At 69.3% G+C, this 22,915-nt stretch carries 14 protein-coding genes; 7 read left to right on the forward strand and 7 right to left on the reverse strand.

Features of this window, described 5'->3' with window-relative positions:
- The first annotated feature begins 11 nt into the window (after positions 1–11).
- The 5 genes from ACIRC0_RS17325 to ACIRC0_RS17345 all read left to right on the forward strand — a co-directional run bounded on the left by ACIRC0_RS17325 (position 12) and on the right by ACIRC0_RS17345 (position 8,651).
- Positions 12–2,285 (forward strand): (Fe-S)-binding protein, encoded by a 2,274-nt coding sequence (locus ACIRC0_RS17325; protein ID WP_403616998.1) that lies wholly within the window; start codon positions 12–14, stop codon positions 2,283–2,285.
- A 208-nt stretch (positions 2,286–2,493) separates the two neighbouring features.
- On the forward strand, positions 2,494–3,987 hold the full coding sequence (locus tag ACIRC0_RS17330) for a sugar transferase (protein ID WP_403616999.1): 1,494 nt from the start codon (positions 2,494–2,496) through the stop codon (positions 3,985–3,987).
- A gap of 610 nt (positions 3,988–4,597) precedes the next feature.
- Entirely contained in the window at positions 4,598–5,803 is a 1,206-nt protein-coding gene (locus ACIRC0_RS17335) for a hypothetical protein (RefSeq protein WP_403617000.1), read from the forward strand.
- A gap of 26 nt (positions 5,804–5,829) precedes the next feature.
- Positions 5,830–7,311 carry an O-antigen ligase family protein gene (locus tag ACIRC0_RS17340; RefSeq protein WP_403617001.1) on the forward strand — a complete coding sequence of 494 codons (1,482 nt, stop codon included), beginning with the start codon at positions 5,830–5,832 and terminating at the stop codon, positions 7,309–7,311.
- Positions 7,308–8,651, forward strand: a complete 1,344-nt coding sequence (locus ACIRC0_RS17345) for a lipopolysaccharide biosynthesis protein (protein WP_403617002.1) — start codon at positions 7,308–7,310, stop codon at positions 8,649–8,651. The genes ACIRC0_RS17340 and ACIRC0_RS17345 overlap by 4 nt, the downstream gene beginning before the upstream one ends.
- Before the next feature lie 341 nt (positions 8,652–8,992).
- Here the strand turns inward: ACIRC0_RS17345 and ACIRC0_RS17350 are convergent, their stop codons facing one another.
- Genes ACIRC0_RS17350 through ACIRC0_RS17370 form a run of 5 tightly spaced genes read right to left on the reverse strand, consistent with a single transcriptional unit; the run spans position 8,993 to position 17,869 of the window.
- Positions 8,993–11,260 (reverse strand): bi-domain-containing oxidoreductase, encoded by a 2,268-nt coding sequence (locus ACIRC0_RS17350; RefSeq protein WP_403617003.1) that lies wholly within the window; start codon positions 11,258–11,260, stop codon positions 8,993–8,995.
- Between the two features lies 1 nt (position 11,261).
- Positions 11,262–12,467: a glycosyltransferase gene (locus tag ACIRC0_RS17355; RefSeq protein WP_403617004.1), complete on the reverse strand. Its 1,206-nt coding sequence runs from the start codon at positions 12,465–12,467 to the stop codon at positions 11,262–11,264.
- Positions 12,464–14,443: a heparinase II/III family protein gene (locus tag ACIRC0_RS17360; protein WP_403617005.1), complete on the reverse strand. Its 1,980-nt coding sequence runs from the start codon at positions 14,441–14,443 to the stop codon at positions 12,464–12,466. Before ACIRC0_RS17360 ends, ACIRC0_RS17355 begins: the two co-directional genes overlap by 4 nt.
- Positions 14,430–16,349, reverse strand: a complete 1,920-nt coding sequence (gene asnB / locus ACIRC0_RS17365; protein ID WP_403617006.1) for an asparagine synthase (glutamine-hydrolyzing) — start codon at positions 16,347–16,349, stop codon at positions 14,430–14,432. The genes ACIRC0_RS17360 and asnB overlap by 14 nt, the downstream gene beginning before the upstream one ends.
- A 2-nt stretch (positions 16,350–16,351) precedes the next feature.
- Positions 16,352–17,869: a glycosyltransferase family 4 protein gene (locus ACIRC0_RS17370; protein ID WP_403617007.1), complete on the reverse strand. Its 1,518-nt coding sequence runs from the start codon at positions 17,867–17,869 to the stop codon at positions 16,352–16,354.
- Between the two features lie 328 nt (positions 17,870–18,197).
- On the opposite strand from ACIRC0_RS17370, the gene ACIRC0_RS17375 reads away from it, so the two are divergent.
- Positions 18,198–18,959: a class I SAM-dependent methyltransferase gene (locus ACIRC0_RS17375; RefSeq protein WP_403617008.1), complete on the forward strand. Its 762-nt coding sequence runs from the start codon at positions 18,198–18,200 to the stop codon at positions 18,957–18,959.
- Between the two features lie 66 nt (positions 18,960–19,025).
- Here ACIRC0_RS17375 and wecC read toward each other — a convergent pair whose 3' ends face one another.
- Together wecC and ACIRC0_RS17385 are read right to left on the reverse strand one after the other, a co-directional pair.
- Positions 19,026–20,267: a UDP-N-acetyl-D-mannosamine dehydrogenase gene (gene wecC / locus ACIRC0_RS17380; protein WP_403617009.1), complete on the reverse strand. Its 1,242-nt coding sequence runs from the start codon at positions 20,265–20,267 to the stop codon at positions 19,026–19,028.
- A gap of 89 nt (positions 20,268–20,356) precedes the next feature.
- Positions 20,357–21,100, reverse strand: a complete 744-nt coding sequence (locus ACIRC0_RS17385; RefSeq protein WP_403617353.1) for a WecB/TagA/CpsF family glycosyltransferase — start codon at positions 21,098–21,100, stop codon at positions 20,357–20,359.
- Between the two features lie 442 nt (positions 21,101–21,542).
- Between ACIRC0_RS17385 and wecB the strand changes: the two genes are divergently transcribed.
- A complete protein-coding gene (gene wecB, locus ACIRC0_RS17390; RefSeq protein ID WP_403617010.1) occupies positions 21,543–22,820 on the forward strand; it encodes a non-hydrolyzing UDP-N-acetylglucosamine 2-epimerase in 1,278 nt (425 codons plus the stop codon).
- The last annotated feature ends 95 nt before the right edge of the window (positions 22,821–22,915 follow it).

The raw sequence follows: 22,915 nt of genomic DNA on the forward strand, positions 1-22,915 counted from the left end.
GGAGCCCCCAAATGCAACTCGCCGCGATCATCGTGTCGCTGGTCCTGGCCGTGGTCGGCGTGGCGTTGTTCGCCCGAGCCATCGGCCAGATCTACCGCTTCGTGCGGCTCGGACAGAACGTGCCCGCCGGCACCCGTACCAATGACCCCACCCAGCGCACCGTCACCGTGGTCAAGGAGTTCCTCGGCCACACCCGCATGAACCGCTGGGGCATCGTCGGCGTCGCGCACTGGTTCGTGGCGGTGGGCTTCTTCACCCTGGTCGTGACCCTGATCAACGCCTTCGGTCAGCTCTTCCAGGCCGACTGGGCGCTGCCGATCATCGGGCACTGGCTGCCGTACGAGCTGTTCGTCGAGGTCGTCGGCACCATGACGACGCTGGGCATCCTCACCCTGATCGTCATCCGCCAGCTGTCGCTGCCCACCCGGCCCGGACGCAAGTCCCGGTTCGCGGGCTCCAACTTCGGCCAGGCGTACTTCGTCGAGGCCGTGATCCTGATCATCGGCCTGGCGATCATGACACTGCGCGGCCTGGAGGGCGCCCTGGCCGGCGTCGACCACTACGAGGCCGGGTACTTCGCCTCGTACCCGCTGGTCGCCGCCTTCCACGGCCTGAGCGTCGGCACCCTGCAGAACCTGGTCTACCTCGTGGCGATGATCAAGATCGCGACGTCCTTCATCTGGATGATCACGGTCTCGCTCAAGACCGACATGGGCATCGCCTGGCACCGCTTCCTCGCCTTCCCGAACATCTGGTTCAAGCGGAACGCCACCGGTGAGACCTCCCTCGGCGCCCTGCTCCCGATGACGAGCGGCGGCAAGCCGATCGACTTCACCGACCCCGGCGACGACGACGTCTTCGGCGTCTCCCAGGTCGAGCAGTTCTCCTGGAAGGGCCTGCTGGACTTCTCCACGTGCACCGAGTGCGGCCGCTGCCAGTCGCAGTGCCCCGCCTGGAACACGGGCAAGCCGCTCTCCCCGAAGCTCCTGATCATGTCCCTCCGGGACCACGCGCACGCCAAGGCGCCGTACCTGCTGGCCGGGGGCGGCAAGACCATGGAGGGCGAGGAGAAGGCGTCCGATGAGCAGCTCGCCTCGGTGCCTGCGGCAGCGCTCGCCGAGGCGGAGCGCCCGCTGATCGGCACGGTCGAGGAGAACGGCGTCATCGACCCGGACGTGCTGTGGTCCTGCACCACCTGCGGCGCCTGTGTCGAGCAGTGCCCGGTGGACATCGAGCACGTCGACCACATCGTCGACATGCGCCGCTACCAGGTGATGATCGAGTCCGCGTTCCCGTCCGAGGCGGGCACGATGCTCAAGAACCTGGAGAAGAAGGGCAACCCCTGGGGCCTGGCCAAGAAGCAGCGCCTGGAGTGGACCAAGGAGGTCGACTTCGAGGTGCCGGTCGTCGGCCAGGACATCGAGGACCTCACCGAGGTCGAGTACCTGTACTGGGTCGGCTGCGCCGGCGCCCTGGAGGACCGCGCCAAGAAGACCACCAAGGCCTTCGCCGAGCTGCTGCACATCGCGGGCGTGAAGTTCGCGATCATGGGCGGCGACGAGAAGTGCACCGGTGACTCCGCCCGCCGCCTCGGCAACGAGCCCCTGTTCCAGGAGCTCGGCATGGAGAACGTGGCGGCCCTGAACATGGCGTTCGGCGAGGACGACGAGGACCCCTCGACCAAGAAGCCGAAGTCGGCGAAGAAGATCGTCGCGACCTGCCCGCACTGCCTGAACACGATCGGCAACGAGTACCCGCAGCTCGGCGGCGACTACGAGGTCATCCACCACACCCAGCTGCTCCAGCACCTCGTCGACGAGGGCAAGCTGGTCCCGGTCACCCCGGTCGAGGGCATCATCACCTACCACGACCCGTGCTACCTGGGCCGCCACAACAAGATCTACACGCCCCCGCGCGAGATCATCGGCAAGGTCCCGGGCCTCAGGAACGAGGAAATGCACCGCCACAAGGAGCGCGGCTTCTGCTGCGGCGCCGGCGGCGCGCGGATGTGGATGGAGGAGCGGATCGGCAAGCGCATCAACAACGAGCGCGTCGACGAGGCCCTGTCCCTCAACCCGGACATCGTCTCCACGGCCTGCCCGTTCTGCCTGGTCATGCTGACCGACTCGGTCAACGGCAAGAAGAACGACGGCAAGGCGAAGGAGTCCATCCAGGTCGTGGACGTCGCCCAGCTGCTCCTCGACTCCGTCAAGACGCCGGCGGACGAGCCGCCGGCGGGTCAGGCGGACACGGAGAGCGAGCCGGAGCCGGAGCCGGTGAAGTAACAGCAGTTCATACACCGCCGAGGGGCCGGGATCGCGAGAGGCGACCCCGGCCCCTCGCCCGTTGCCGAGCCCCCCGTGCAGGCATATGCGGCGGGCATGGGGTCTGCTCATCGGGTGAGAGTTGCCCGTGGCCCAGCGTCGCACCCCGCTCCTCCAAGGCCAGCCATACACACTCGATTAGTCCCCTTTTATTCCGTTTGGAGGGCGAATGTGGCTGTTCGGGGAGACCATGCCCCAGGTCCCGGTGGCACGACATCCGGGGGCCCGGGTCATCCAGGAGCAGCCACCGGCCGGGCGCCGCTCCGGCAAGCCCGTCTGGTACACAGCGGCCGCCGTCCTCGGCGACGCGGTCGGCGCCGCCGGGCCCGTACTGCTGGCCTTCACACCGGTCGTCGCTGCGCGTGCCGCGACGTACGCGATGGTGGCGGCCGCCGCCTGGCTGCTCGTCCGGACCTCACGGAACCGCTACGCCAAGCGGCGTCTCGGTGAGGACGGCACCCTCCGCCCCGCAGTGCAGGACTGGCTCGTCCTGATCGGACTGCTCGCGGTGGTGCGGGCGGCGACGGGCGAGGAGTCCCCCTTCCTCCTCGCGCTCACCGCCCTGGTGCCCTCCGCCCCGACGAGCGCCGCCGTGCACGCGCTGATCCACCGGCACCTGGCGGCGCGGCGCCGCGACGGCCAGGCCGTGCGCCGGGCCCTGGTGATCGGTGAGGCGAGCGCCGTCGACGGTCTGGTCGGCCACCTCGCACGGCGGACCGACCACGAGTTCGTCGTGGTCGGCGTGTGTCCGATCGGCGACGAGGACCCGCGGACACTGGCCCCCGTCGCCGCCCGCCTCGACCGACGGACACCCCAGCCCATGTCGGCGGACTCCGCCCCGGTGCTGGCGGCGGCCCGGCGGCTGCACGCCGATGTGGTCCTGGTCGTACCGGGGGCGCACATGGCCGGAACCCGACTGCGCCGGCTGTCCTGGGCGCTGCACGGCGAGGGATGCCGGCTGGTGGTCGTGCCGGGTGTGACCGAGGTGGCCGGACGCCGGGTGGGCGTCTTCTCGGTCGCCGGCGTCACCATGCTGAACATCGCCCCGCCCCTGAGGCGGGGGCTCGCCGCGGCGCTGAAGTCGGTGACCGACCGGCTGGGCGCGGCCCTGCTGATCGTGCTGCTCGCCCCGCTGTTCGCGGCGGTCGCCCTCGCCGTACGCCTGGACTCCCCGGGCCCGGTCGTACACCGGCAGACACGCATCGGCCGCGGCGGAGTGCCCTTCACCATGGCCAAGTTCCGCACCATGGTCGCCGACGCGGAACGGCTGCGGCAGCAGCTGGCCGCGACCAACGAACAGGACGGCCGGATGTTCAAGATCCGCCGCGACCCGCGCATCACCCGTGTCGGCCGAGTACTGCGCCGCTACTCCCTGGACGAGCTGCCCCAGCTGTTCAATGTGGTGCTCGGACACATGTCCCTCGTCGGCCCGCGTCCGCCGCTGCCCGACGAGGTCGCCCGCTATGACGAAGTGGAACTGCGCCGACTGGCCGTGAAACCCGGGCTCACCGGTCTGTGGCAGGTCAGCGGCCGCTCGGACCTCTCGTGGGACGAGACGGTCGCGCTGGACCTGAGGTATGTGGACAACTGGTCGCCATCAGTGGATCTTGGCGTGCTGGCGCGAACAGTCCGAGCCGTCCTCGGAGGTGCTGGGGCCTACTAGGTGTATTGACCCGGCCGGACCGGGGGACGGCCGTGCCTGAAGACGGGTTGCCTGGGCGACAGGACGCGAGGCCCCTCGGCGCGCCACGCGGCGTTGCACTCAACGAGTGATGTGCTCATGAACTATTGCGCTGCTTTCCGGATGTTGCCGACATGAGGGTGCTGGACCTGGGTGGCACACCCGCATCATGGAGTCACGCCCCCGTTCTTCCTGCGCAATTGGTATGCGTCAACCTCCATGCCGATCAAGCCAGTACAGACCCCCGTGTCACCGGATTGATCGCAGACGCATGTGAACTTCCCGACTCCTTGCGCACCGAGCACTTTGACCTGGTGCACTCGAATTCGCTGATGGAGCACGTAGGTGGGCACAGCCGACGGCAGCGCTTCGCGGACACTGCGAAAGCCTGAGCCCGTGGTGGCGGGTCACCAAACGGAACAGGACCCCCGCGAGGCCTCGGCAAACAGAGCTTCTCACCCTTGCGGCGCATTCCGAGTTCGGAAGTCGCACGGGAAGGTGCGTCGCCCAACGCCGTTACACAGGTTCTCCGACTAGCCTGACTTGGCGTAACTTCAAAACCGAATCAGCCGAACGGATCTTCGGAGTGCCAGTGGCCGCGTGGCAGAGCAGCAATCTGACGGATACTGAATTCACCACCGGCCTGACCACGCCCGAAGAACTCGAAAGACGTGCCGATTATGTTTTCCAGCTGCTCGACGGCTGCGGCTGGGCCGGCCCCGACCCCTACGACGGTCTTACAAGTCCCCTGAAGTCCCTCGCCGTCCGGCCCCTGCTGCGTCAGGTTCTCCTGCAGACGGTGAAGAGAAGCCCGGTCGATATCCGCCCCTGGCTTGCGATCCGTCCGCTGCGCACGGCAACCGCCTGCGGCCTGGGAGCGACCGCTTGCAGCCGTCTCGCTGCGTCGCCCCTCTGGCACGGCCGGGCCCGGCAGCTCGGGCGGTGGACCGCCACCAGACAACTGCGCGGCCGCTATGCGGGGCTGTGGAGCTACGAATTCGACGTGCAGACGCGCTGGGGACACTACCCGGCCTGGATGCCGAACATCGTCGCCACCACGTTCTGCGCGGACGGGTGCCTCGACACCGGAATGCTGGACGTCGCCGCCGCCGAAAGCCTCGCCGCAGCGCTACTGGACCACCTGTACACCGGGCGTCATTTCTCCTACACGCCGGCGTCCGGCACTCTCATCCACAACGCGAACCTCATGGGCGCCGCACTGGCGGCACGACTCGCCCGTCAGGAGGGGGTGTGCCGGTCGCTGGCCTCGCGCCTGACCGATGCTGCACACTCGGCGCTGTCCGTCACCGTGGCAGGGCAGCGCCCCGACGGCTCATGGCCGTACGGCACTGCCGCGAACCTGGGGTGGGTGGACGGTTTCCACACGGGCTATGTGCTGCTGCGGCTCGACGCGGCGTCGCGAGAACTCGGACTCGAATCGAATGAAGTGATCGAGTCAGGAATTCGGTACTACATCGATCACTTGTTTGACGGCCCAGTGCCCCGCTACTACGCGAATGCAAGGACTGCACGGGCCGGGCGCGCACGCCGTGACCCGAACAACGACGCGACCGCCGTCCGCGTGGCGGTCTGGGCGGAGGAACACGGCTACGTCCGCCGTGGTTTCGCGGATCGGGTCCTGGCAGCCGTCAACCAGGTGCTTCCCGGGCAAGGCCGGATGCAGCCACCGTGCGCCGACGCCCTTCCGGGACCCCCGGTTCTCAGGTCGCCGCGGTGGAGCCTGACACCGCTCCTCGACGCACTGACCGCCTTCCACGTGGTCCGGAGCGCCCGGTGAGCGCGGCGGTGAGGACGATCCGATCCATGAGGCTCGTCCCGTCGGCGGCCTGGAGCGCCCTGTACACGGCAGCCGGCATCGTCGCGCTGGCCGGTGTCCTGCTCTCGCCGAGTACGCCGACCGTGGTGCTGTTCGGCTCCGTGATGGTGACGGCGTTCGCCCTGCTGTGCAGTCGCAGCCCACTGGTCGCCGGCGTGACGTGGGTGGTCCTTTCACCGGCCCTCTACCCCTTCGTCCGCTATCCCCGGTCGGGTTCGCTCCTGACGTTCGACCGCATGTACCTGAGTGCGCTGGTTCTCGCGCTCCTCATGAGGCGGAGCGGCAGAAGACCGAGCGCCCCCAGCGTGCGCGCCTTCGCTGTCGCCGTCGTCGTGTTCGCTGCCCTGTTCTTGATCCGAGCCGTGACCACGCATCCCCATGTCGTGAGCGCGGTCGAGACCTTCATCGACGCGGTCCTGCTCCCCTGCGCCGCATTCTTCATCTGCCGTCGCACCGCGGACACACCCCGGAAGCTGCGGATGTGGGCAGCGGGGCTCATGGTGAGCGGGACGCTTGTGGCCGTGCTCGGCGTCACGGAACGCTACTTCGGGTACGAGCTTGCTTCGCTCAGCGGCGGTGCCGTGCGAGTCGACTCCGAGGCCGGCGGCCTGGTCAGGGTGTCCGGTCCCTACTCGGTCCCGGAGGTCTACGCGCTCACCCTGGCCCTCACACTGGCCGCAACACTGTTCTGGTGGATGAGCGGACGCACGCACGGCACCCGTTCGAGAGTGCTGCCCTCGGTGGTGGGCCCGGTGCTCGCCACCGTGCAGTTGGCAGGTCTGATCGTCTCGCTGTTCCGCGTGGCCTGGGCCTGCGCCCCGGTCATCCTCGTCATCGGCCTCGGCCTGCGGGTCGGGCACAGGCTCAGACTTGCGGCCGTGGGGCTCGCGGTAGCCCTGGCCGTGCTGGTTCTGTTCGTGCCGTTGCAGGACAACGCGGTGTTCCGTACCCGCATGGGCAACACGGACAATGTGGCGGGCCGTCTCGCCACCTATCAGGTCGGCGTGGAGATCTGGCGATCCGCGCCCCTGACGGGCGTGGGCATCAACCGGTTCGTCGACGCCCAGAGCCGGGTCCAGGCCCGGGAGGTGTGGGGGGTGCGGTCGGTGAAATCCCCGCACAGTTCGTTCATCGCGTCCCTGGCGGAGCAGGGAGCGGCCGGGTTCACCGCGCTGATCGCCGTGTGCGCATTCTGCGCCAGGATGCTCCGCCGCCTCGGCCGGCTGGCACCCAGGGACCCGACGCACCAAGTGCTGCGAGCGGCGGTGATGGCGGGCGTCCTCTCCTACCTCGCGTTTTCTCTCGAACTGACGATGCTGCCCTACGGGCCGAGCAACATCGCCCTCGCCGTGCTCCTCGGACTCTCGGCGGCGGCGATCGAGAACGCAGGGCCGCTGGGAGCCGAACGACGCACTCGGACCGCTGCGGGCCGAGCCGCCGGAACGCCACTCGCAAAGCCGGCGTCATGACCTCCGCCCTCGCCGGCGCCGTCCAAAACCGCACCAGGGTCAGGAAGGCCTTCGCCTCCACGACGTTTCGTCAGGCCGCGGGCTTCGCCATCTCGAGTGCCACGCTCGGCGCGCTCGGCATGGCCACCTCGGCGCTGCTCGCCAGGTCCATGGACGTGGAGTCCTACACGGGCTACACGTTCGGCAAGCAACTCCTCCTCTTCAGTGCCATGTTCTTCGAGTTCGGGCTGTTCCTGCCGACGGCTCGGATGCTGGCGCGTTCGGATCCGGTGGAACGGCATCGCGTCACTGGTGCCGTCGTGACGTTCTTCGTGCCCGTGTCCGTCCTGTTCGGGGTGACCGTGCTCGCACTGTCCTGGATGGTGGACGCCTGCTTCAACGTGCACGCGGGGCCGGCTCTGAGGGTTGTGGCCCTGGTCTCCATGGGCTATCCGCTCGACTTCGTGTGCCTGCAGACGGCGCAGGGACTCGGCCGGCTCCACTGCTACTCGGTCGCCTCCGTACTCTCCCGGACGGGCTTCCTGGCCCTGCTCATCGCGATGCCGGCGGTGGGGGTACGGCTGACATCCTCCGGGGTCCTCCTGGCCGACGCCCTGTTCCTGCTCACCGGGTGGGTAGCGCTGCTCGCCCACCTCCGACCCCGGTTCACCGGGCTCCGCGCCTCCATGGCGCAGATGGTGCAGGGCGCCCGTGACTACGGCTTCTCGGCCTACGTCGGCCGGGTGCTGAGCATGGGCACGTACCACATGGACATGCTGATGCTCGGTGCCGGCAGCGATCCGCGTTCGTTCGCCTGCTACATGTGCGCCGCATCGCTCGCGTTCCCCGTCGGGCTTCCCGGTGCCGGTCTCGCAACGGCGCTCTTCGGGCGGCTCGCCCGACAGCCTCGTATGCACCTGTCCTGGCTGGCGGCGGTGACGGTGGCGAGTGCGCTGCCGGCCGCCGTGCTGAGCATGCTGGCAGCGCCGCTGGTTCGGCTGGTCTATTCCGACGGGTTCCTGATGGCGGCCAAGCTGGTGCCCCTCCTCGCTCTGGGGCAGGTCATCAGTGCCGTGACCCGGCTGTTCAACACCTTCCTCGCAGCGCAAGGTCTCGGATCGGACCTGCGGACCGCAGCGCTCACCCTGACCGTGTCCAACCTCTTCCTCAACCTTGCGCTGATCCCGGGCTTCCAGGCCACGGGAGCGGCATGGGCGAGCCTGCTCGCGCTCACGGTCAACCTCGTCGTCCACGTCATGCAGTACCGGCGCGCCGTGCGCGGGGGATCAACCGCTCCGCGGGTCGAAGAGGCAGTCTCCGGAAACCGTCCGCCTACGGGTAGCACCGCCGCCGCGCAGTAGCTTGTGCGGGCCTTGCCTGCGCCGGGGTGCGACCGCAGACACCACCGGACGAACCGAGGCACGAACAAGGCCCGCCGCGGCGACCGGGACGTGTGCCCGGCCCGTCGTGGCGTCCCGCCGAGCAGTGAAGGAATCCGGTCCGCGCCCATCCAGACGTTCGGGGTCGGGCTGACGTGCCGGAGCGCCTCGGGCCGATGCGCGAGCCGTTCAGGGCGACGTGCGCCGCTCTCGCTCGTATGTCGACCCGACCGCCGCTACCTGAGGAACGGACTCGGACAGGAACCGCCGACCGCCGGCGCTCGATACCGAGCGCCGGCCACGGCGGCGGCGTCCGCCCGGACTCATACGCCGGATGTACCCCGGCCTACTGGGGCGGGGCGTGGGCTCGCTTCGCGTCCGCAGTCATGTCCGGCAACACTGGCGCCGGGAGTGCAGCCGAGGGCCTCCGCAAGCGCCGGGGTGACCGGGTCGGTTGCCACAGGACCGCTGGTCGCGAGGGCAGCTGCCGTCCGGCAGGTGACGAGCGAACTCCACAGCGCCAGCGGGAAGTCCGCCTCGGCGACCTGCTCACCCCGCAGCAGCCGCGTCAGGGCCCGCATCTCCTCGGCATGCCCCTTGGGCCCTCCGCGATAGACCGACGCCGATGTCTTCCCGCCCTTCCACACGGTCAAGGACGCGAAGTCCTCAATCCGGGCGGCGACACCGTCACAGGCCACCTCGATGAACTCCTTGGGCGCCCCGGGCGGTGTGAGACCGCCATACACGATGGAAGCGGTCGACGAGTCCGCATAGGCGATCTGCAGAGTGACACTCTGGGCCGACGTGGGATCCCCGCTGTCCACACCCGTGGCGGTCACACTCACCGGCCTGCCCGGGACGAGGAAGTTCGCGGTGTCGATGAAATGGCAGACCTCGCCGAGCAGCCGACCGCCCTGCCGCTGATCGAAGTACCAGTGATCGGCAGGCAACCGGCCGGCGAAGACCCGGTAGACGACCTGGAGCGGCGCCCCCTCGGGCAGTGTGGCACGCAAGTCCCGTACTGCCGGGGCGAACCGCCGGTTGAAGCCCACGAGCGCCGGGGCGCCGGACCGGGACCAGGCGGCCGCCACCTCATCCAGTTCCTGCTCGGTGAGGCCCAAGGGCTTCTCGCAGTACAACGCGGTACCGCGGCGCAACACCTCTGCAGCGTAGTGCCCATGGCTGTCATGACGGGACAGCACCATCACGCAGTCCGCATCGCCTGACGCCAGTCCGTGTACGGCGCTCTCCGCGACGCTGCGGAACCCCCATCGCCTGCTCTGCTGCACGGCCGTGAGCCCCCGTGCGCTCGCCACCCACGAGAAGCTGACGCCTCGTTCACGGCGCAGGTGCGGGAACAGCATCTTGGTGGCGAAGTTCCCTGCTCCGATCGCGGCGATCCTCGCCTCCGCGGCCGGCGGCGACCAGGTGGTGGGCTCGTCCTGACGCCGCGGTGGCTCGGTCAGGTCGGCGGTACCGGGATAGCGCAACAGCAGAGCGACACGACGCCGCGGCCGTTCCGCGTTCAGCACGCGGTACGCCTCGGCGGCGTCCTCCACGGCGAAGACCCGGGGGTCCAAGCCCTCCAGGTCCAGCTTCGGCACAAGCCTGAGGACCTCGGCCAGGTTGCGGCGCTCGGTCCACGGCGCGTACCCCTCGGGGTACTCCTGGCCCGCTTCCTCGAAACGAGGGTCGTAGCGCCCCGGTCCGTACGAGCGGGAGTAACGGACCGACAGTTCTTTGTGGTAGTACGAGGACCGGGATGGAGCCACCTTGACGTCTCCGACGACCACCACGGTGGCCCGGTCACGCGCCAGGCATCCGGCCAGCTCCACGGGATCGGTGCTCGAGGTCGCCGCCGTCACCAGCACCGCGTCCGCCCGTGCCCCGCCCCAGTGACGCGCGATCGTCCCGGTCAGGTCCTCCGCCGTTCGGACGTGGGCGACGAATCCGCCGGCTCGGGCCGCGTCGACGGCCGCGGCGTCCTGGTCCACACCGACCGTGTCGTAACCGTAGGCCCGCAGGAGCCGCAGGGTGAGCTGTCCCACCAGTCCGAGACCGATCACCGCGACCCGGGAGCCCGGAACCGCGTCGGCCTGGTGGATTCCGTGGAGCGCGATGGCCCCGACGGTGGCGAATGCGGCCCAGCGGTCCTCCACGCCCTCGGGCACGGGCACGACCAGGTTGCGGGGGACAGCCACGATCTCCGCGTGGGAGGCGTAACCGGCGCCACCCGCAGCCACCCGCATGCCGGGGGTGATGTCGTCGACTCCCTCGCCGACGGCGATCACCTCGCCGGCACAGGAGTAGCCGAGCGTCATGGGCCGGTCGAGTCGGTCCTGGACCATCCGGTACGTCTCCACGATGCCCAGTTGCCGGGCCGTGTTGAGGACCTGCCGTACCTGGTCGGGACGCTGACGCGCCTTTCCCACGAGGCTGCTGGCGCCCGTCTCCAGGGTCGCCCGCTCGGTACCGGCGCTGATCAGCGAGTAGCTGTTGCGGATCAGTACCGTGCCCCACTGCACCGCCGGGGGCGGAATCTCCCCGACACTGATCGAACCGTCCCGGGCCGACAGCAGTACTGCCTTCACGTCAAGCGCCTTTCGGAAGACTGGACGGCTCAGCCGGCCGTCGCTGATCGGATGGGGGCCGTGCGTCCTCCCGCGTCGCGAGCGCACGGTAGAGGCGCGTCAGCGTCCTGCTCTCGGTCTCCCAGGAGTACGCCGCCCGTGCTTTCACGGCGTTGCGCCGGAACATCGACAGTCGGTCGGCGACCTCGCGCAGGGCCCGGGCGACCGACGCGGAACTCGCCGGGTCGAACAGCACCCCGGTCGGTCCGGCCGGACCCTCCAGTACCGCCCTGCGCACCTCGGGGAAGTCACTCCCGACCACTGCGAGTCCGGCCATCAGGTACTCGTAGAGCTTGTTGGTGTCGCCCAGGTAGCAGTTCAGACCGGAGTTGGTGAGAGCCACCACGCCGGCGTCCGCGCCGGCGGTGTACGACAGGAGCTCGTCCACCGGCACGGCGGGCAGGATGCTGGTCCGGTCCTCGATTCCGCACTCCGCGATCAGTTCCCGCAGTTTGCGCACGGTGTCGTCGCTGCCGAAGCCGATGAGCACCCAGTGCCACTCGGGCAGCTCACGCAACGCGGTCGCGACCGTGCCGAAGCAACGCGAGTCGAGGTAGAAGCCCCCCTGGAAGATCAGCACCAGCCGGTCGCGGGGGATGCCCAGCCGGGCGCGGAGATCCTTCGGCTCCATACCGGGGCCGGGCGTACGCGGATAGTTCCCGACGACGGCCGGGCGGCTGCCGTATAGCTGCTCCAGGTACTTCGCGCGCGACGGATTGGTGGTGATGCGGGCGCGAGAGCTGCGCCAGATCACCCGTTCCCACCGTTCGATCACCCGGCGCACCGGCCCGCGGTGCTTGCATGCCTCCAACTCATGCGCGTCGTACACAAGCGCCGAACCGTGACGGCGCGCCAAGAGCAGCGCGGGCAGACTGAGGTGGAGATTGTGGCAGTGCAGGGCGTCCGGCCTTTCGCGGCACATGAGCAGCGCGGCACGCGCGGCGCCGACTCCCGCGCGGGCCAGCCTGAGCGGCCGGGGCAGATTCCGCGAAGGGAACGGCACCACGTCGTAGCGGACGCCTTCTTCCACCGTTCTGCTCGGGCGCCGGACCCCGGAGTCGAAGCCCACGACCCGCACGTCGTGCCCGTCCGCGGCCAGCGCGGCTGCCTCCCGCCGTACGCGTGCGTCGCTCCGCAGGTCCGACACCACAGCCATGAGGATCTTCATGCTGTCCGTGCTCCCTCCGACATCCGGAACCGAATCCCCCAGGACACCGGGTCCCTGGTCCGCACAGTGGCGCGAAGGACCTGTGCGGTGACGACGCGGCCGTAGGCGGGGGACCACGGCATCTCCTCGGCCACGAAGGACAGCCGGGGACCCGACGTCTGGCTGAGGACCACCGTCGTACCGTCGGCCACCAGCAGGGTTTCGCGGTGGCGTTGCTCGGCACGTACCCCGGGGGCCAATGGAAGGCTGATCACGAGGGTGTGCGGGGCGCGGCAGCCGATGTGGTCGACGACCGTCAGCCCATGGCGGTCCAGGACGAAGCGGCGCCGGTGCCGAAGGGGATCGCCGAGCCGGTGGTACCCCTCGTGGACAGCCTCGACGATCTGAGGGCCCGAGCCGTCGAGATGGTGGTGAACCACGCGGGGGCGGTCATCGTTCCGCATGGTGAACAGCAGGGCGGGGGCGAAGCGGTTCTGCTCCTGGCCGTCCGCCTCGACCGTGGCGTGCGAGCGGGTGGCGCGCAGCAGGTTCCGCAACTCCGGATCCGGTGTGTACAGCCCGGTCCCGGGGTCTGTGACGATCTCGCGCCCGTTCACGCAGAGTACGAAGGACAACGTGTCGTTGTGGCCGTGGCCACCGTTGCCGCGCTGTCCCACTCCGCCGCACTCCGTGAGGCACCAGTACGGTCCCGCCGACAGCACGTACCAGCCGGCTCCGGGGTAGGCAGTGGCCGCCGGCCGGGTCCCGGCCGGCTGTGCCGGTGCCCCGCACCACTGGGCCAGTTCCGGCCCCGCCGTCTCCCGTGACGGGGCCGCCTCTCGCAGAGCCGCCGCGGCGGCGACGAGCGCGGAGGCGTCGCGCGGATTCCGTCCGGACTGCAGACCCACGACCAGACCGCTGTCGTCGTCGCCGACAGCGGGCACGAGCCCGTCGGGTTTGGTCAGCGCGGACAGCGCATCCACCGCCGCCAGAAGGCGGTCGAGGACTTCTGGCCGGACCGGCGCACGGAGGCGGCGCAGCGCGAGCAGACCCACAAGGGACAGCTCAGTCGAAAGCCGGTGGTACCCCGTGGACGCCTCGAAGTTGGAACCGTCCTCGTGGAACTGCTTGATGATTTCCCGCTGGAGCCGGCGAGCGCCCATGCGGAGCCAGAACCTGCCGGCGGAGCCGTGTCGCAGGGCCCCGCCCACGTGGACCAGACCGACGAGGTCGGCCAGGTAGTGGTTGCTGGTCAGCCGCGGACTGTATTCGAGGTTGCCCACGATGAACCATCCGTGGTCTCGGAGCATCCCTCCAGCCAGCGACGTGAAGACCGGGTCGCCGAAGATCTCGGCCGCCCACACCAGGTTGGCGGCCCGGATCCCGGCCTCCATGGCGTTCGCCCAGTTGGGCCCGTACCCCACGGGGTTGGCTGCTGCCCAGGAACGGAGCAGTTCCACCGCGCCATCCAGGTATCGGGAGTCGCCGGTGTAGGCGTGGGCCCGCGCGAGCGCGGTCAGCCACTGCAACCGGCCGATCTCCCACGGCACCTTGATGTCGGCGCGGCCGGGAACGGGGCCGAGAAGACGGTGGTGCAGTTCTGGCCAGGTGAAGCCGTGGACCGGGTCGTGATGCCAGCCGTGCCCCTTCGTGTCGACCACCACGCTGCCGTAACCCAGGACGGTGAAACTGCCCGCCAGAGCGGCATCCGCCTCACGAAGGCACTCCTCCAGCTCCAGTGGGCTCGGCGCGACCTTCGGCCGGGTAGCCGAGCCACCGAGGAGGAAGTGACTCCAGTTCTCCGGCGACGCTGGACGCGCGCCGACCATGCGCTCCCGCCGATCCGCGAGCGCCCTCAGTCCGCCGCGCACGGCTCGCCAGCCCGCCTCGGCGGCGAGGACCCCGGGCGGCAGCGCGGCCGCCGAGACGGCCCGCCGTCGCATGCGGGCCAGGACCGGCTCGGCGCGCACGGGGTCGACGTGGTCAGCGCGCCTCAACGATGCACCTGCTCAGCATCCGGTCGGTCAGCTCGTCCGCCGATTCGCCTTCGATCCATACCCGGTGCCACACCGCGAAGTTGAGGATGGGCCACAGAAACCAGGCGTGCCGGCCCCGCCCCATCCGGTGTTCCGCGACCATGTCCGCGACCGTCTCCGTGCGGAAGTAATCACGCATCGCCGGAGCGGTCAGTAGATCGACAAGCGCGTCCCCCATGGGACCGCGCAGCCAGTGCGCGATCGGAGCGCCGAACCCTTGCTTCGCCCTGTTCATCACCCTCCCGGGCACGATGTCGGAGAGGGCACGACGCAGCACCACCTTGGTGCGGTCACCGTCCAGCTTGTGGCGCACGGGCAGCCGATAGGCGTACTCCACGAGCTCGGGATCGAGGAATGGGACACGGGCCTCGACAGAGTGCGCCATGGAGAACCGGTCGATACGCATGAGCAGCAGCTCGGGGAGCCGAAGGCTGAACTCGTAGTGCTGGGTGTCGAACGCCACCGTTTGCAGGGCGTTCTCGTCGCCGCTGAGCTGCGGCGGGATCAGGGGCGGGTCGTACGGGCGTGACAGCAGCACCTCGGAACGCAGGGAGGACGGGATGCCGAGCGGGTAGTGCATCGGCAGCTGCCGGCCGCCGACCGCGCCCACGAGCAGGTCGAACCCTCTCCGGCGCCGTGAGCGTGGTACCGCGGCGGTGAGGATGTGGCGTGCGCCGGCGGGCAGCCGTTGCAGCAGCTGCAACTCGCGCTGTCGTCGCATCGCCCGCACGTATCCGGGATAGCCCCAGAACAGTTCGTCCGCGCCTTCACCGGCCAGCACCACAGGCACCCCGCGGCGGCGGGCCAGTGCGCAGACGAATCCCAACGGCATGCAGACGGGGTCCGCGAGCGGCTCGTCCTGGTGGTGCACCATGGTCGTCAGTGATTCCAGAGCCTCTCGCGGAGACACCGTGACCTCGTGGTGGTCCGTCCCGAAATGCCGGGCCACCCAGCGCGCCTCCTCCCGTTCGTCCAGGTCCGGAGCGTCGGCGAAGCCCACCGAGAAGGTCGAGGTCCGAGCGGCCCGGTCATGGAGGAGGGCGACGAGCGACGTTGAGTCGAACCCACCGCTGAGCAGGACCCCGACCGGCACATCGCTCATCAACCGCGACTGCACGGACCCCTCCAGCAGTTTCCGTACCTGCGACGCGGCGTCGGACAGGGACACATCCAGGAAGGAGCGCGCCGCGGTGACGTCCCAGTACCGCCAGGTACGGACGCCTTTCGCGTCACACCAACCGGCCGTCCCCGGCGGCAACTTGTTGATCCCCCTGTAGAGGGTCGCCGGGGAGGGCACCACGAGGTTAGCCAGGTAGCTCTCCAGCACCTTCGTGTTGACCTCGCCGGTGACCATCGGGTGGGCCAGCAATGCCTTGGCCTCGGACGCGAACAGGAAGGTCCCGTCCCGAGCGGTCCAGTAGAGCGGCTTCTCTCCGAGCGGATCCCTGGCGAACAGCAGCCGTGCCGCCCCGGGGTCCCAGAGCACGAAGGCGAACATGCCCGTCAGACGGTTGACACACGCCTCGCCGTAGTGCCGGTACGCGTGGAGGATGACCTCGGTGTCGCAGTCGGTACGGAACCTGGCGCCCCTGCCCTCGAGTTCACGGCGCAGCGCGGGATAGTTGTAGATCTCGCCGTTGAAGACCAGGCACTCTCCGCCCTCGCCGAACATGGGCTGGGCGCCGTGGGCGAGGTCCACGATGGCCAGCCTGCGGTGGCCGAGGCCCACGCGGCCGTCTTCGCTGATGTGCACTCCGGCACCGTCCGGTCCTCGATGGACCAGTCTGTCGCGCATCCGGATGACCGTGTCGGCCGTAACGCGCCCCTCCGCACGCCCGTACTCGTAGATTCCCACGATCCCGCACATGGTCAGCCTCTCTCCGCGACAGGACGAGTCGTCGGCAGGGACAGCCGGGAGAGGATCTGCTCGGCCCGCCGTTCCCAGGTGTGCTCGGCGAGCGCTTCCCGGCGCGCGTTGTGGCCGAGCGTCGCACCGCGGTCGGGCAGTTCCAACGTCCGCCTGACGCCCTCGGCGAGGGACACGGGGTCACCGGGCTCGGTGAGCACCGCGGTGACGCCGTCCTTCAGCATCTCGCCGATCTGGTCCAGACGGCTGGCAACCACGGGCCTGCCGAGTGCCATGTACTCGAACAGCTTCGTGGGAGAGCCGAAGAAGGGACTCGTTCCCTTCCACACGTGCGGAGACAGGAGCACGTCACAGCGCGACAGGACATCGAGGGCCTCGTCGTGGGGGACGCTGCCGGTCCAGGCGATGCGGTGGCCGACGCCCAGCCGGCCGGCCATTCGTTCGCATTCCTGCCGCCGCACTCCGTCGCCGACCAGGACCAGCTCGACATCCGGCGGGAGGTGACGAAGGCTCTCGATCGCCACGTCCACGCCGTGCCAGTGCCCGAAACTGCCGACCCAGCCCAGCCGGGCTCCTTCGCGGGCCGGCAGTGGCGACGGCTCGGGGACGCGGTCCGCGTCGACCGCGTTCGCGACCACCTCGACCCTGCCGGGGTCGGCTCCCGCCTCGATCGCCATCACCGCAGCGGCCCGTGAAACTGCCGCGACGAGACGCGCGCTCCTGGCCGTGTGCCGCTCGTAGCGCGTTCCGATGAGCTGGAAGACCCGCTTCAGGGGTGCGTCCCGGTACCAATGCCGGTTCTCCCACACGACGGAGGCGTTCCACTCCAGCACCAGCGGGACACCCAGCTCTCTACTGATGTCGGCGCCCGCGCGCGACAAGAACGAGTTTCGCTCGTACACCAGCGAGGGCGGTGTGCGCAGGGCCAGCGCCAGGGCGGTCTCACGCATCCCGCCGTTCGCGGCCAGCTGCGCCGACTCGCGGATGAAGCGCTCACCGCGCGGCAGGGGCTCGGCGATCCGGACCACGTCGACGGCCGCTCTCAACTGCTCGGGCGGGAGGCCGTTGGTCACCAGGGCAACCCGCCAGCCGACGCGCCGGAAACCGGCGAGGATCCCGGACACATGACTGACCGCCCCACCGACCCCCACCTCCCCCGCGTCCCGCCACAGCGCGAGGACCCACGGCCTCTCGGTCGGGACTGCCGGGGGTTGATCGTGCGGGGGCCGCATCTCACGGGCGATGAGTTCGCGCAGAACGCGGCGACCGGCCGTTGCGGCGTCCCGAGCACAGCGGGCCGTCAGGGTTCCGCGGCTGCCGACGGGAACGCATTCGCCGGGGCGGCTGGTGTCGATGATGCACCGCTGACGCACCGGAGCCAGTGCGACGACCAGCTCGACGGGCGTCGCGAACGGCCTGCGCGTCATGTCGTTGGTGAGCAGCGCCACCGCCGAGACCCGCTGCCGCCGCAGTTCGGCCCGATATCCGCGAACATTCCGGACGGCATCGGACGCGGCCATGACCACCACGGGTTCCTCCCCGAGCAGTTCGGCGGCGATTTGCCTGACGCGAGGGACGCCGAAACGCGATTCGGTCAGAACTGCCCATCGCTGTCGGCCTTTCATATCACCTCGGTGATCAGGATGGGCAGCCAGTGGAACCTCCAGAAGACGACCGTGACAGTCCGACGGAAGCCAAGGTATTCCCCGCGGGGCACCGATCCGCAACACAACACAGTAAAGCGAATGAGTGACAGCAAAAATGAATTAATCGCGGCGCGGCAGAATATTGCACGCACGGCGGGCGTTTTTCCTGCTCAGGCAATCGCCGCCACATAGGATCTCACACATGAAAACGGAAGCACGCAACGCGGCGAGCGAACAGTGGTCCGCAAATCCTGCGGGCACACATCACGCGGCCGCACCCGAGGGCACAAAAGAATTCTACGATCAAATGACCCACAGTCGCTATCGGCTGCAGCCGTGGCTGCCGAGCCTGCTGCGCTCGTGGGTGCCCCCCGGGCGAGTGCTGGAGATCGGCTGTGGTGCCGGCACAGATCATTCGGTGATCGCCGGTATCGCCCGGGACACGGTCGCGATCGACCTGGCGGAACGGGGCGCCCGGCTGACGCAGGCACGCCTGAAGCTCGAAGGCCGCCCCGGTGTCGCCCGCGTGGCCGACGCCGAGTGCATGCCTTTCCCCGACGGCTCCTTCGACGGGGTCTATTCCTTCGGTGTCCTGCATCACACCGATCACCCGGAGCAGGCCGTGGCCGAAATGCGGCGGGTCATGCGTCCGGGAGCGACCTTCATGGTGGCGCTGTATCACAAGCACAGCTTGTTCGCGGCGCAGAAGGCCCTGACCTATCTCATCGGCATGCGCTGGCGTCACCAGAGCTGGCGCGACTACCTGCCGGAGCTCGAGTACGGCGCGGCCCAGCTGAAGAACCGTCCCCTCGTGCGCCTGTACAGCCGCAAGTCGGCCAAACAGCTCTTCTCCGCGTTCCGTGATGTGCGGGTGACCACCGAACATCCCGCGCTGTCCGGCCACCTTCTGCCCAGCTGGCTGCGTCCCTTCGGCTGGTACGTCATCGTCACCGGCCGCCGCTGACCCGGGTGGGGCCGGCTCCCTGGGGGAACCCGGCCCCACCCTGACGTACCGTCGCCCCTGGGAAGGTCACCGCCAAAGACCGCGGGTGTCGAAGACGACCTTCCCCCGCAGCATGGTGCGCTTGACCCCGTGGAAGGCGTCGTGATCGACGAGCAGCACGATCACATCCGACTCGTTGAGTGCCGCCTCGAGGTCCACGAGCTTCGTCTGCCCCGTGTGCGCGAGCACGGAGGGCAGTTCGGTGATGTGCGGCTCGACCACCAGCAGACGACCCACCTCCTGCCGGGCGAGTTCCGCCGCGATGTACAGGGCGGGACTCTCCCGCAGATCGTCCACGTTGGCCTTGAAGGTCAGCCCCAGGCAGGCGATGACCGGGTCCTTGAAGCGGGCCGCGGTCCTCGACACCTCCGCGATCACGTGTCCCGGCTTGGCGTCGTTGACCTGCCGGGCGGTTCTGATCAGCCGGGCCTGCTCCCCGGCCGCGCTGACGATGAACCACGGGTCAACGGCGATGCAGTGCCCGCCGACCCCGGGACCCGGCTGCAGGATGTTCACCCGCGGGTGCCGGTTGGCCAGCGCGATCACGTCAGCCGTGTCGACGCCAAGGTGATCGCAGATCATCGACAGCTCGTTGGCGAAGGCGATGTTGACGTCGCGGAACGCGTTCTCGCTCAGCTTGGCCATCTCGGCGGTGGTGGCGTCCGTGACATGGCACCGCCCCTGCGTGAACAACTCGTACAGTCCCTTCGCCCGAGCGCCGCAGCATTCGCTCACACCGCCGATCAGACGGTCGTTCGTCACGATCTCAATCATGATCCTGCCCGGCAGGACGCGCTCCGGGCAGTGGGCGACATGGACGTCCGCCGCGCCGCCCGCGCTGTGCGGGAAGGTCAGGTCCGGCCGCCGCTCAGCCAGCCACTGCGAGAGCTGCAGCGTCGTTCCCGGCGGTGACGTCGACTCAAGGACCACCAGCGCTCCCGGTTGCAGCACATCGGCCACCGACGCCGCCGCGTCCCGGACGTACGACAGATCCGGTTTCCGGTCCTCGCCCACGGGCGTGGGGACGGCGATGATGAAGGCGTCGGCGGGTTCGGCCTCCGATGAAGCGCGCAGGCGTCCCATCGCCACCGCACCGCTCACCGCGACGGCGAGATCCGGCTCCACGAAGGGCGCCTGGCCGGCGTTGATCAGGTCGACCGTGGTGCGGTTGATGTCCACACCGACGACGTCCACGCCCTTGGTGGCGAGCGCGGCAGCGGTCGGTAGCCCGATGTATCCGAGCCCTACAACGGAGACAGTGCTGAACACACGCGTTCCTTTCCCAACTTCGTCAAACAGGAGTGCAGCGAGGGCGACACCTTGCCGCCGAGGTGCGCGAACGCGGGACAGCGACGGGGCTACCCGCGCGCGTTCCGCCGCCCCACGGCCTCACGCAGGACCAGCAGGACGAATGCGGTGTTGCCGACGACATAGCGGGCGAGCAGACGCCGTGGCTCCTGCATGAGCCGGAAGAACCACTCGAGGCCGGCTCGCCGCATCCACCGGGGCGCACGCGCCCTGATTCCGGCCACCACGTCGAAGGCGCCGCCGACGCCCACCGCCAGTCGGCAGTTCAGCTCAGCCAGGTTCCGGGCAAGGAAGTACTCCTTCCGCGGCGTCGGCACGGCAAGGAAGAGGATGTCGGGACGGGCTTCGCGGACGGCGGCGACCACGTCCGGCTCCTGTTCCTGCCCCCAGTACCCGTGGCGGTATCCGACGACGTCCACGCCTCGGCTCGCCGCGATGGCCGCCACCCGACACACCACCGCGGGCTCCGCCCCCAACAGGAACACCCGGTATCGCTCGTGCGCCGCGCGTTCCCACAGGCCGAGCATGAAGTCGATGCCCGCCACCCGTTCGGGAAGACGCCGCCCGAGGATCCGGCCGGCCCACACCACGGCCTGCCCGTCGGCATTGGTCAGGGAGCAGGAACGGATGATGCCTGCCAGTTCGTGATCCCGCTGGGCCCTGACGATTTTCGCCGCGTTCACCGAGACGTGCTGGTGAGGTCTCCCTTCGGCGATCAACTCCTCGGCCACAGCAATGCTTTGCGCGAGGGTGAGCACATGCACCGGCACCCCGCAGATGTATACCGGGGCCATCTCGCTCAAGCGACTCGACCGGACCACCGGTGCGGGATCTTTGTGTGGCCGCATAGCCTCCGCCTGGACAATGGACGTGCCAGCCACGCTAGGTGTCTTGGACGCACAGACGGTTTCGATGTGCGCGACCGGCCGGTAAGGCAACTCGAACGGACCACTGTGCTCATGTCCGGGCCTACCGTGCTCCGTGCCCTCTCGCCCTGCGGCACCGCCGCGACCTGCGCCGCATCAGCGGTCTGCGCCGGTGGTTCGACGGCCCCCGAGACAGCAGGGCCGGCCAGGACTCGGCCCCTGAGGCACCTGGCCTGCCACCGGGACCTGAAAGGGCGATTTCTCTGATCCGGTCGGCCGACCCGCGCGCCCGCCTTCGCTCCAGCCGCGGTGGAGGGAGATAGCAGGTGCATATGCACCAGTGCGGCGACCAACTAGCCGGAGGCGAAACGTGAAGCGAATCATGGCCGTCTACGGCACCCGCCCGGAAGCGATCAAAATGGCACCCGTCGTCGAAGCGCTGCGCGAGTCGGCCGACTTCGAGACGCTGGTGACGGTCACCGGGCAGCACCGGTCGATACTCGACCAGGTGAACCGGCTTTTCGGCATCACACCCGACCACGACCTGGGCATCCTCAGCGCCGGGCAGACGCTGACGGACATCACCAACCGCACACTGCACCGGCTCCAGCCAGTCCTCGAAAGGGAACGGCCCGACGCTGTCCTCGTCCAGGGGGACACGACCACCACGCTCGCCGGCGCGCTGGCCGCGTTCTACCAGAAGATCCCCGTCGTCCACATGGAGGCGGGGCTGCGCACTCAATGCCGGTACTCGCCCTACCCGGAAGAGATGAACCGCCGGCTCACCACCCGGCTGGCAGACCTGCACTTGGCCCCGACGACCAGCGCACGGCAGAACCTGCTGGGTGAAGGGGTGGCAGAGGAGTCGGTCGTCGTCACCGGCAACACGGTCATCGACGCTCTGCTCAGGACCCTTGACCGCACCGCCGGCCAGGTGTCCGACCCCACGGTCAGGCTCCTGGACGCGGACCCGCGACGGGTCGTCCTCGTCACGGCACACCGCAGAGAGTCATGGGGCCAAGGCATGGAGTCCATCGGTGGTGCCCTCTCCTCGCTGGCCTCGCTCCACCCCGACCTGCTCGTGGTCTTCCCGATCCACCGCAACCCCGCCGTACGGTCCGCCATCCTGCCCAAAATCGCGGGGCTGGAGAACGTGAAGGTCGTCGAGCCGCTGGACTACGAGGGCTTCGCCCATCTGATGAACCGGGCTCACCTGATCCTCACGGACAGCGGCGGTATCCAGGAGGAGGGACCGAGCCTCGGCAAGCCCGTGCTCGTGATGCGCGAGGCCACAGAGCGTCCCGAAGGGGTGGCCGCGGGAACCGTGGTGCTCGTCGGTACGGACGGCGCGCGCATCGTGGCAGAGGTGACCCGGCTGCTCCGCGACCCCGTGGCGTACGCCAGGATGGCGCAGGCCGTCAACCCCTACGGTGACGGGTTCGCCGCGGAGCGCACGGTGCAGGCTCTGGGGCACTGGTTCGGGCTGTGCGACGCTCCGGCGGACTTCACCGGCGCCCCGGACGTTCCGGCCGCGACGACAGCTGCGGACGACCTCCCGGCGCAGTCTCGGGGACTCGCTCCAGTCACGGCCGACTCCCACGCGGGAGGGCTGCACCTGTCGCTGTCGGGCGGAGGTGGCCACCGGTAATCCCTTCCGGCATCCGGTGGCGTGGGGCCGTACGAGGCGGCTTCTTCGTGGCTCGACACCGGCCACGGGACTCCACCGTGCCGAGCACGACCCGC

Source organism: Streptomyces sp. NPDC093984 (genome assembly GCF_044764595.1).
GTDB lineage: Bacteria > Actinomycetota > Actinomycetes > Streptomycetales > Streptomycetaceae > Streptomyces > Streptomyces cynarae.

Coding starts and splice junctions, on each gene's coding strand:
- ACIRC0_RS17325 (WP_403616998.1), top strand. CDS start 12: ATGCAACTCGCCGCGATCATCGTGTCGCTGGTCCTGGCCGTGGTCGGC.
- ACIRC0_RS17330 (WP_403616999.1), top strand. CDS start 2,494: ATGTGGCTGTTCGGGGAGACCATGCCCCAGGTCCCGGTGGCACGACAT.
- ACIRC0_RS17340 (WP_403617001.1), top strand. CDS start 5,830: ATGAGGCTCGTCCCGTCGGCGGCCTGGAGCGCCCTGTACACGGCAGCC.
- ACIRC0_RS17345 (WP_403617002.1), top strand. CDS start 7,308: ATGACCTCCGCCCTCGCCGGCGCCGTCCAAAACCGCACCAGGGTCAGG.
- ACIRC0_RS17355 (WP_403617004.1), bottom strand. CDS start 12,467: ATGAAGATCCTCATGGCTGTGGTGTCGGACCTGCGGAGCGACGCACGC.
- asnB (WP_403617006.1), bottom strand. CDS start 16,349: ATGTGCGGGATCGTGGGAATCTACGAGTACGGGCGTGCGGAGGGGCGC.
- ACIRC0_RS17370 (WP_403617007.1), bottom strand. CDS start 17,869: ATGGCCGCGTCCGATGCCGTCCGGAATGTTCGCGGATATCGGGCCGAA.
- ACIRC0_RS17375 (WP_403617008.1), top strand. CDS start 18,198: ATGAAAACGGAAGCACGCAACGCGGCGAGCGAACAGTGGTCCGCAAAT.
- ACIRC0_RS17385 (WP_403617353.1), bottom strand. CDS start 21,100: ATGGCCCCGGTATACATCTGCGGGGTGCCGGTGCATGTGCTCACCCTC.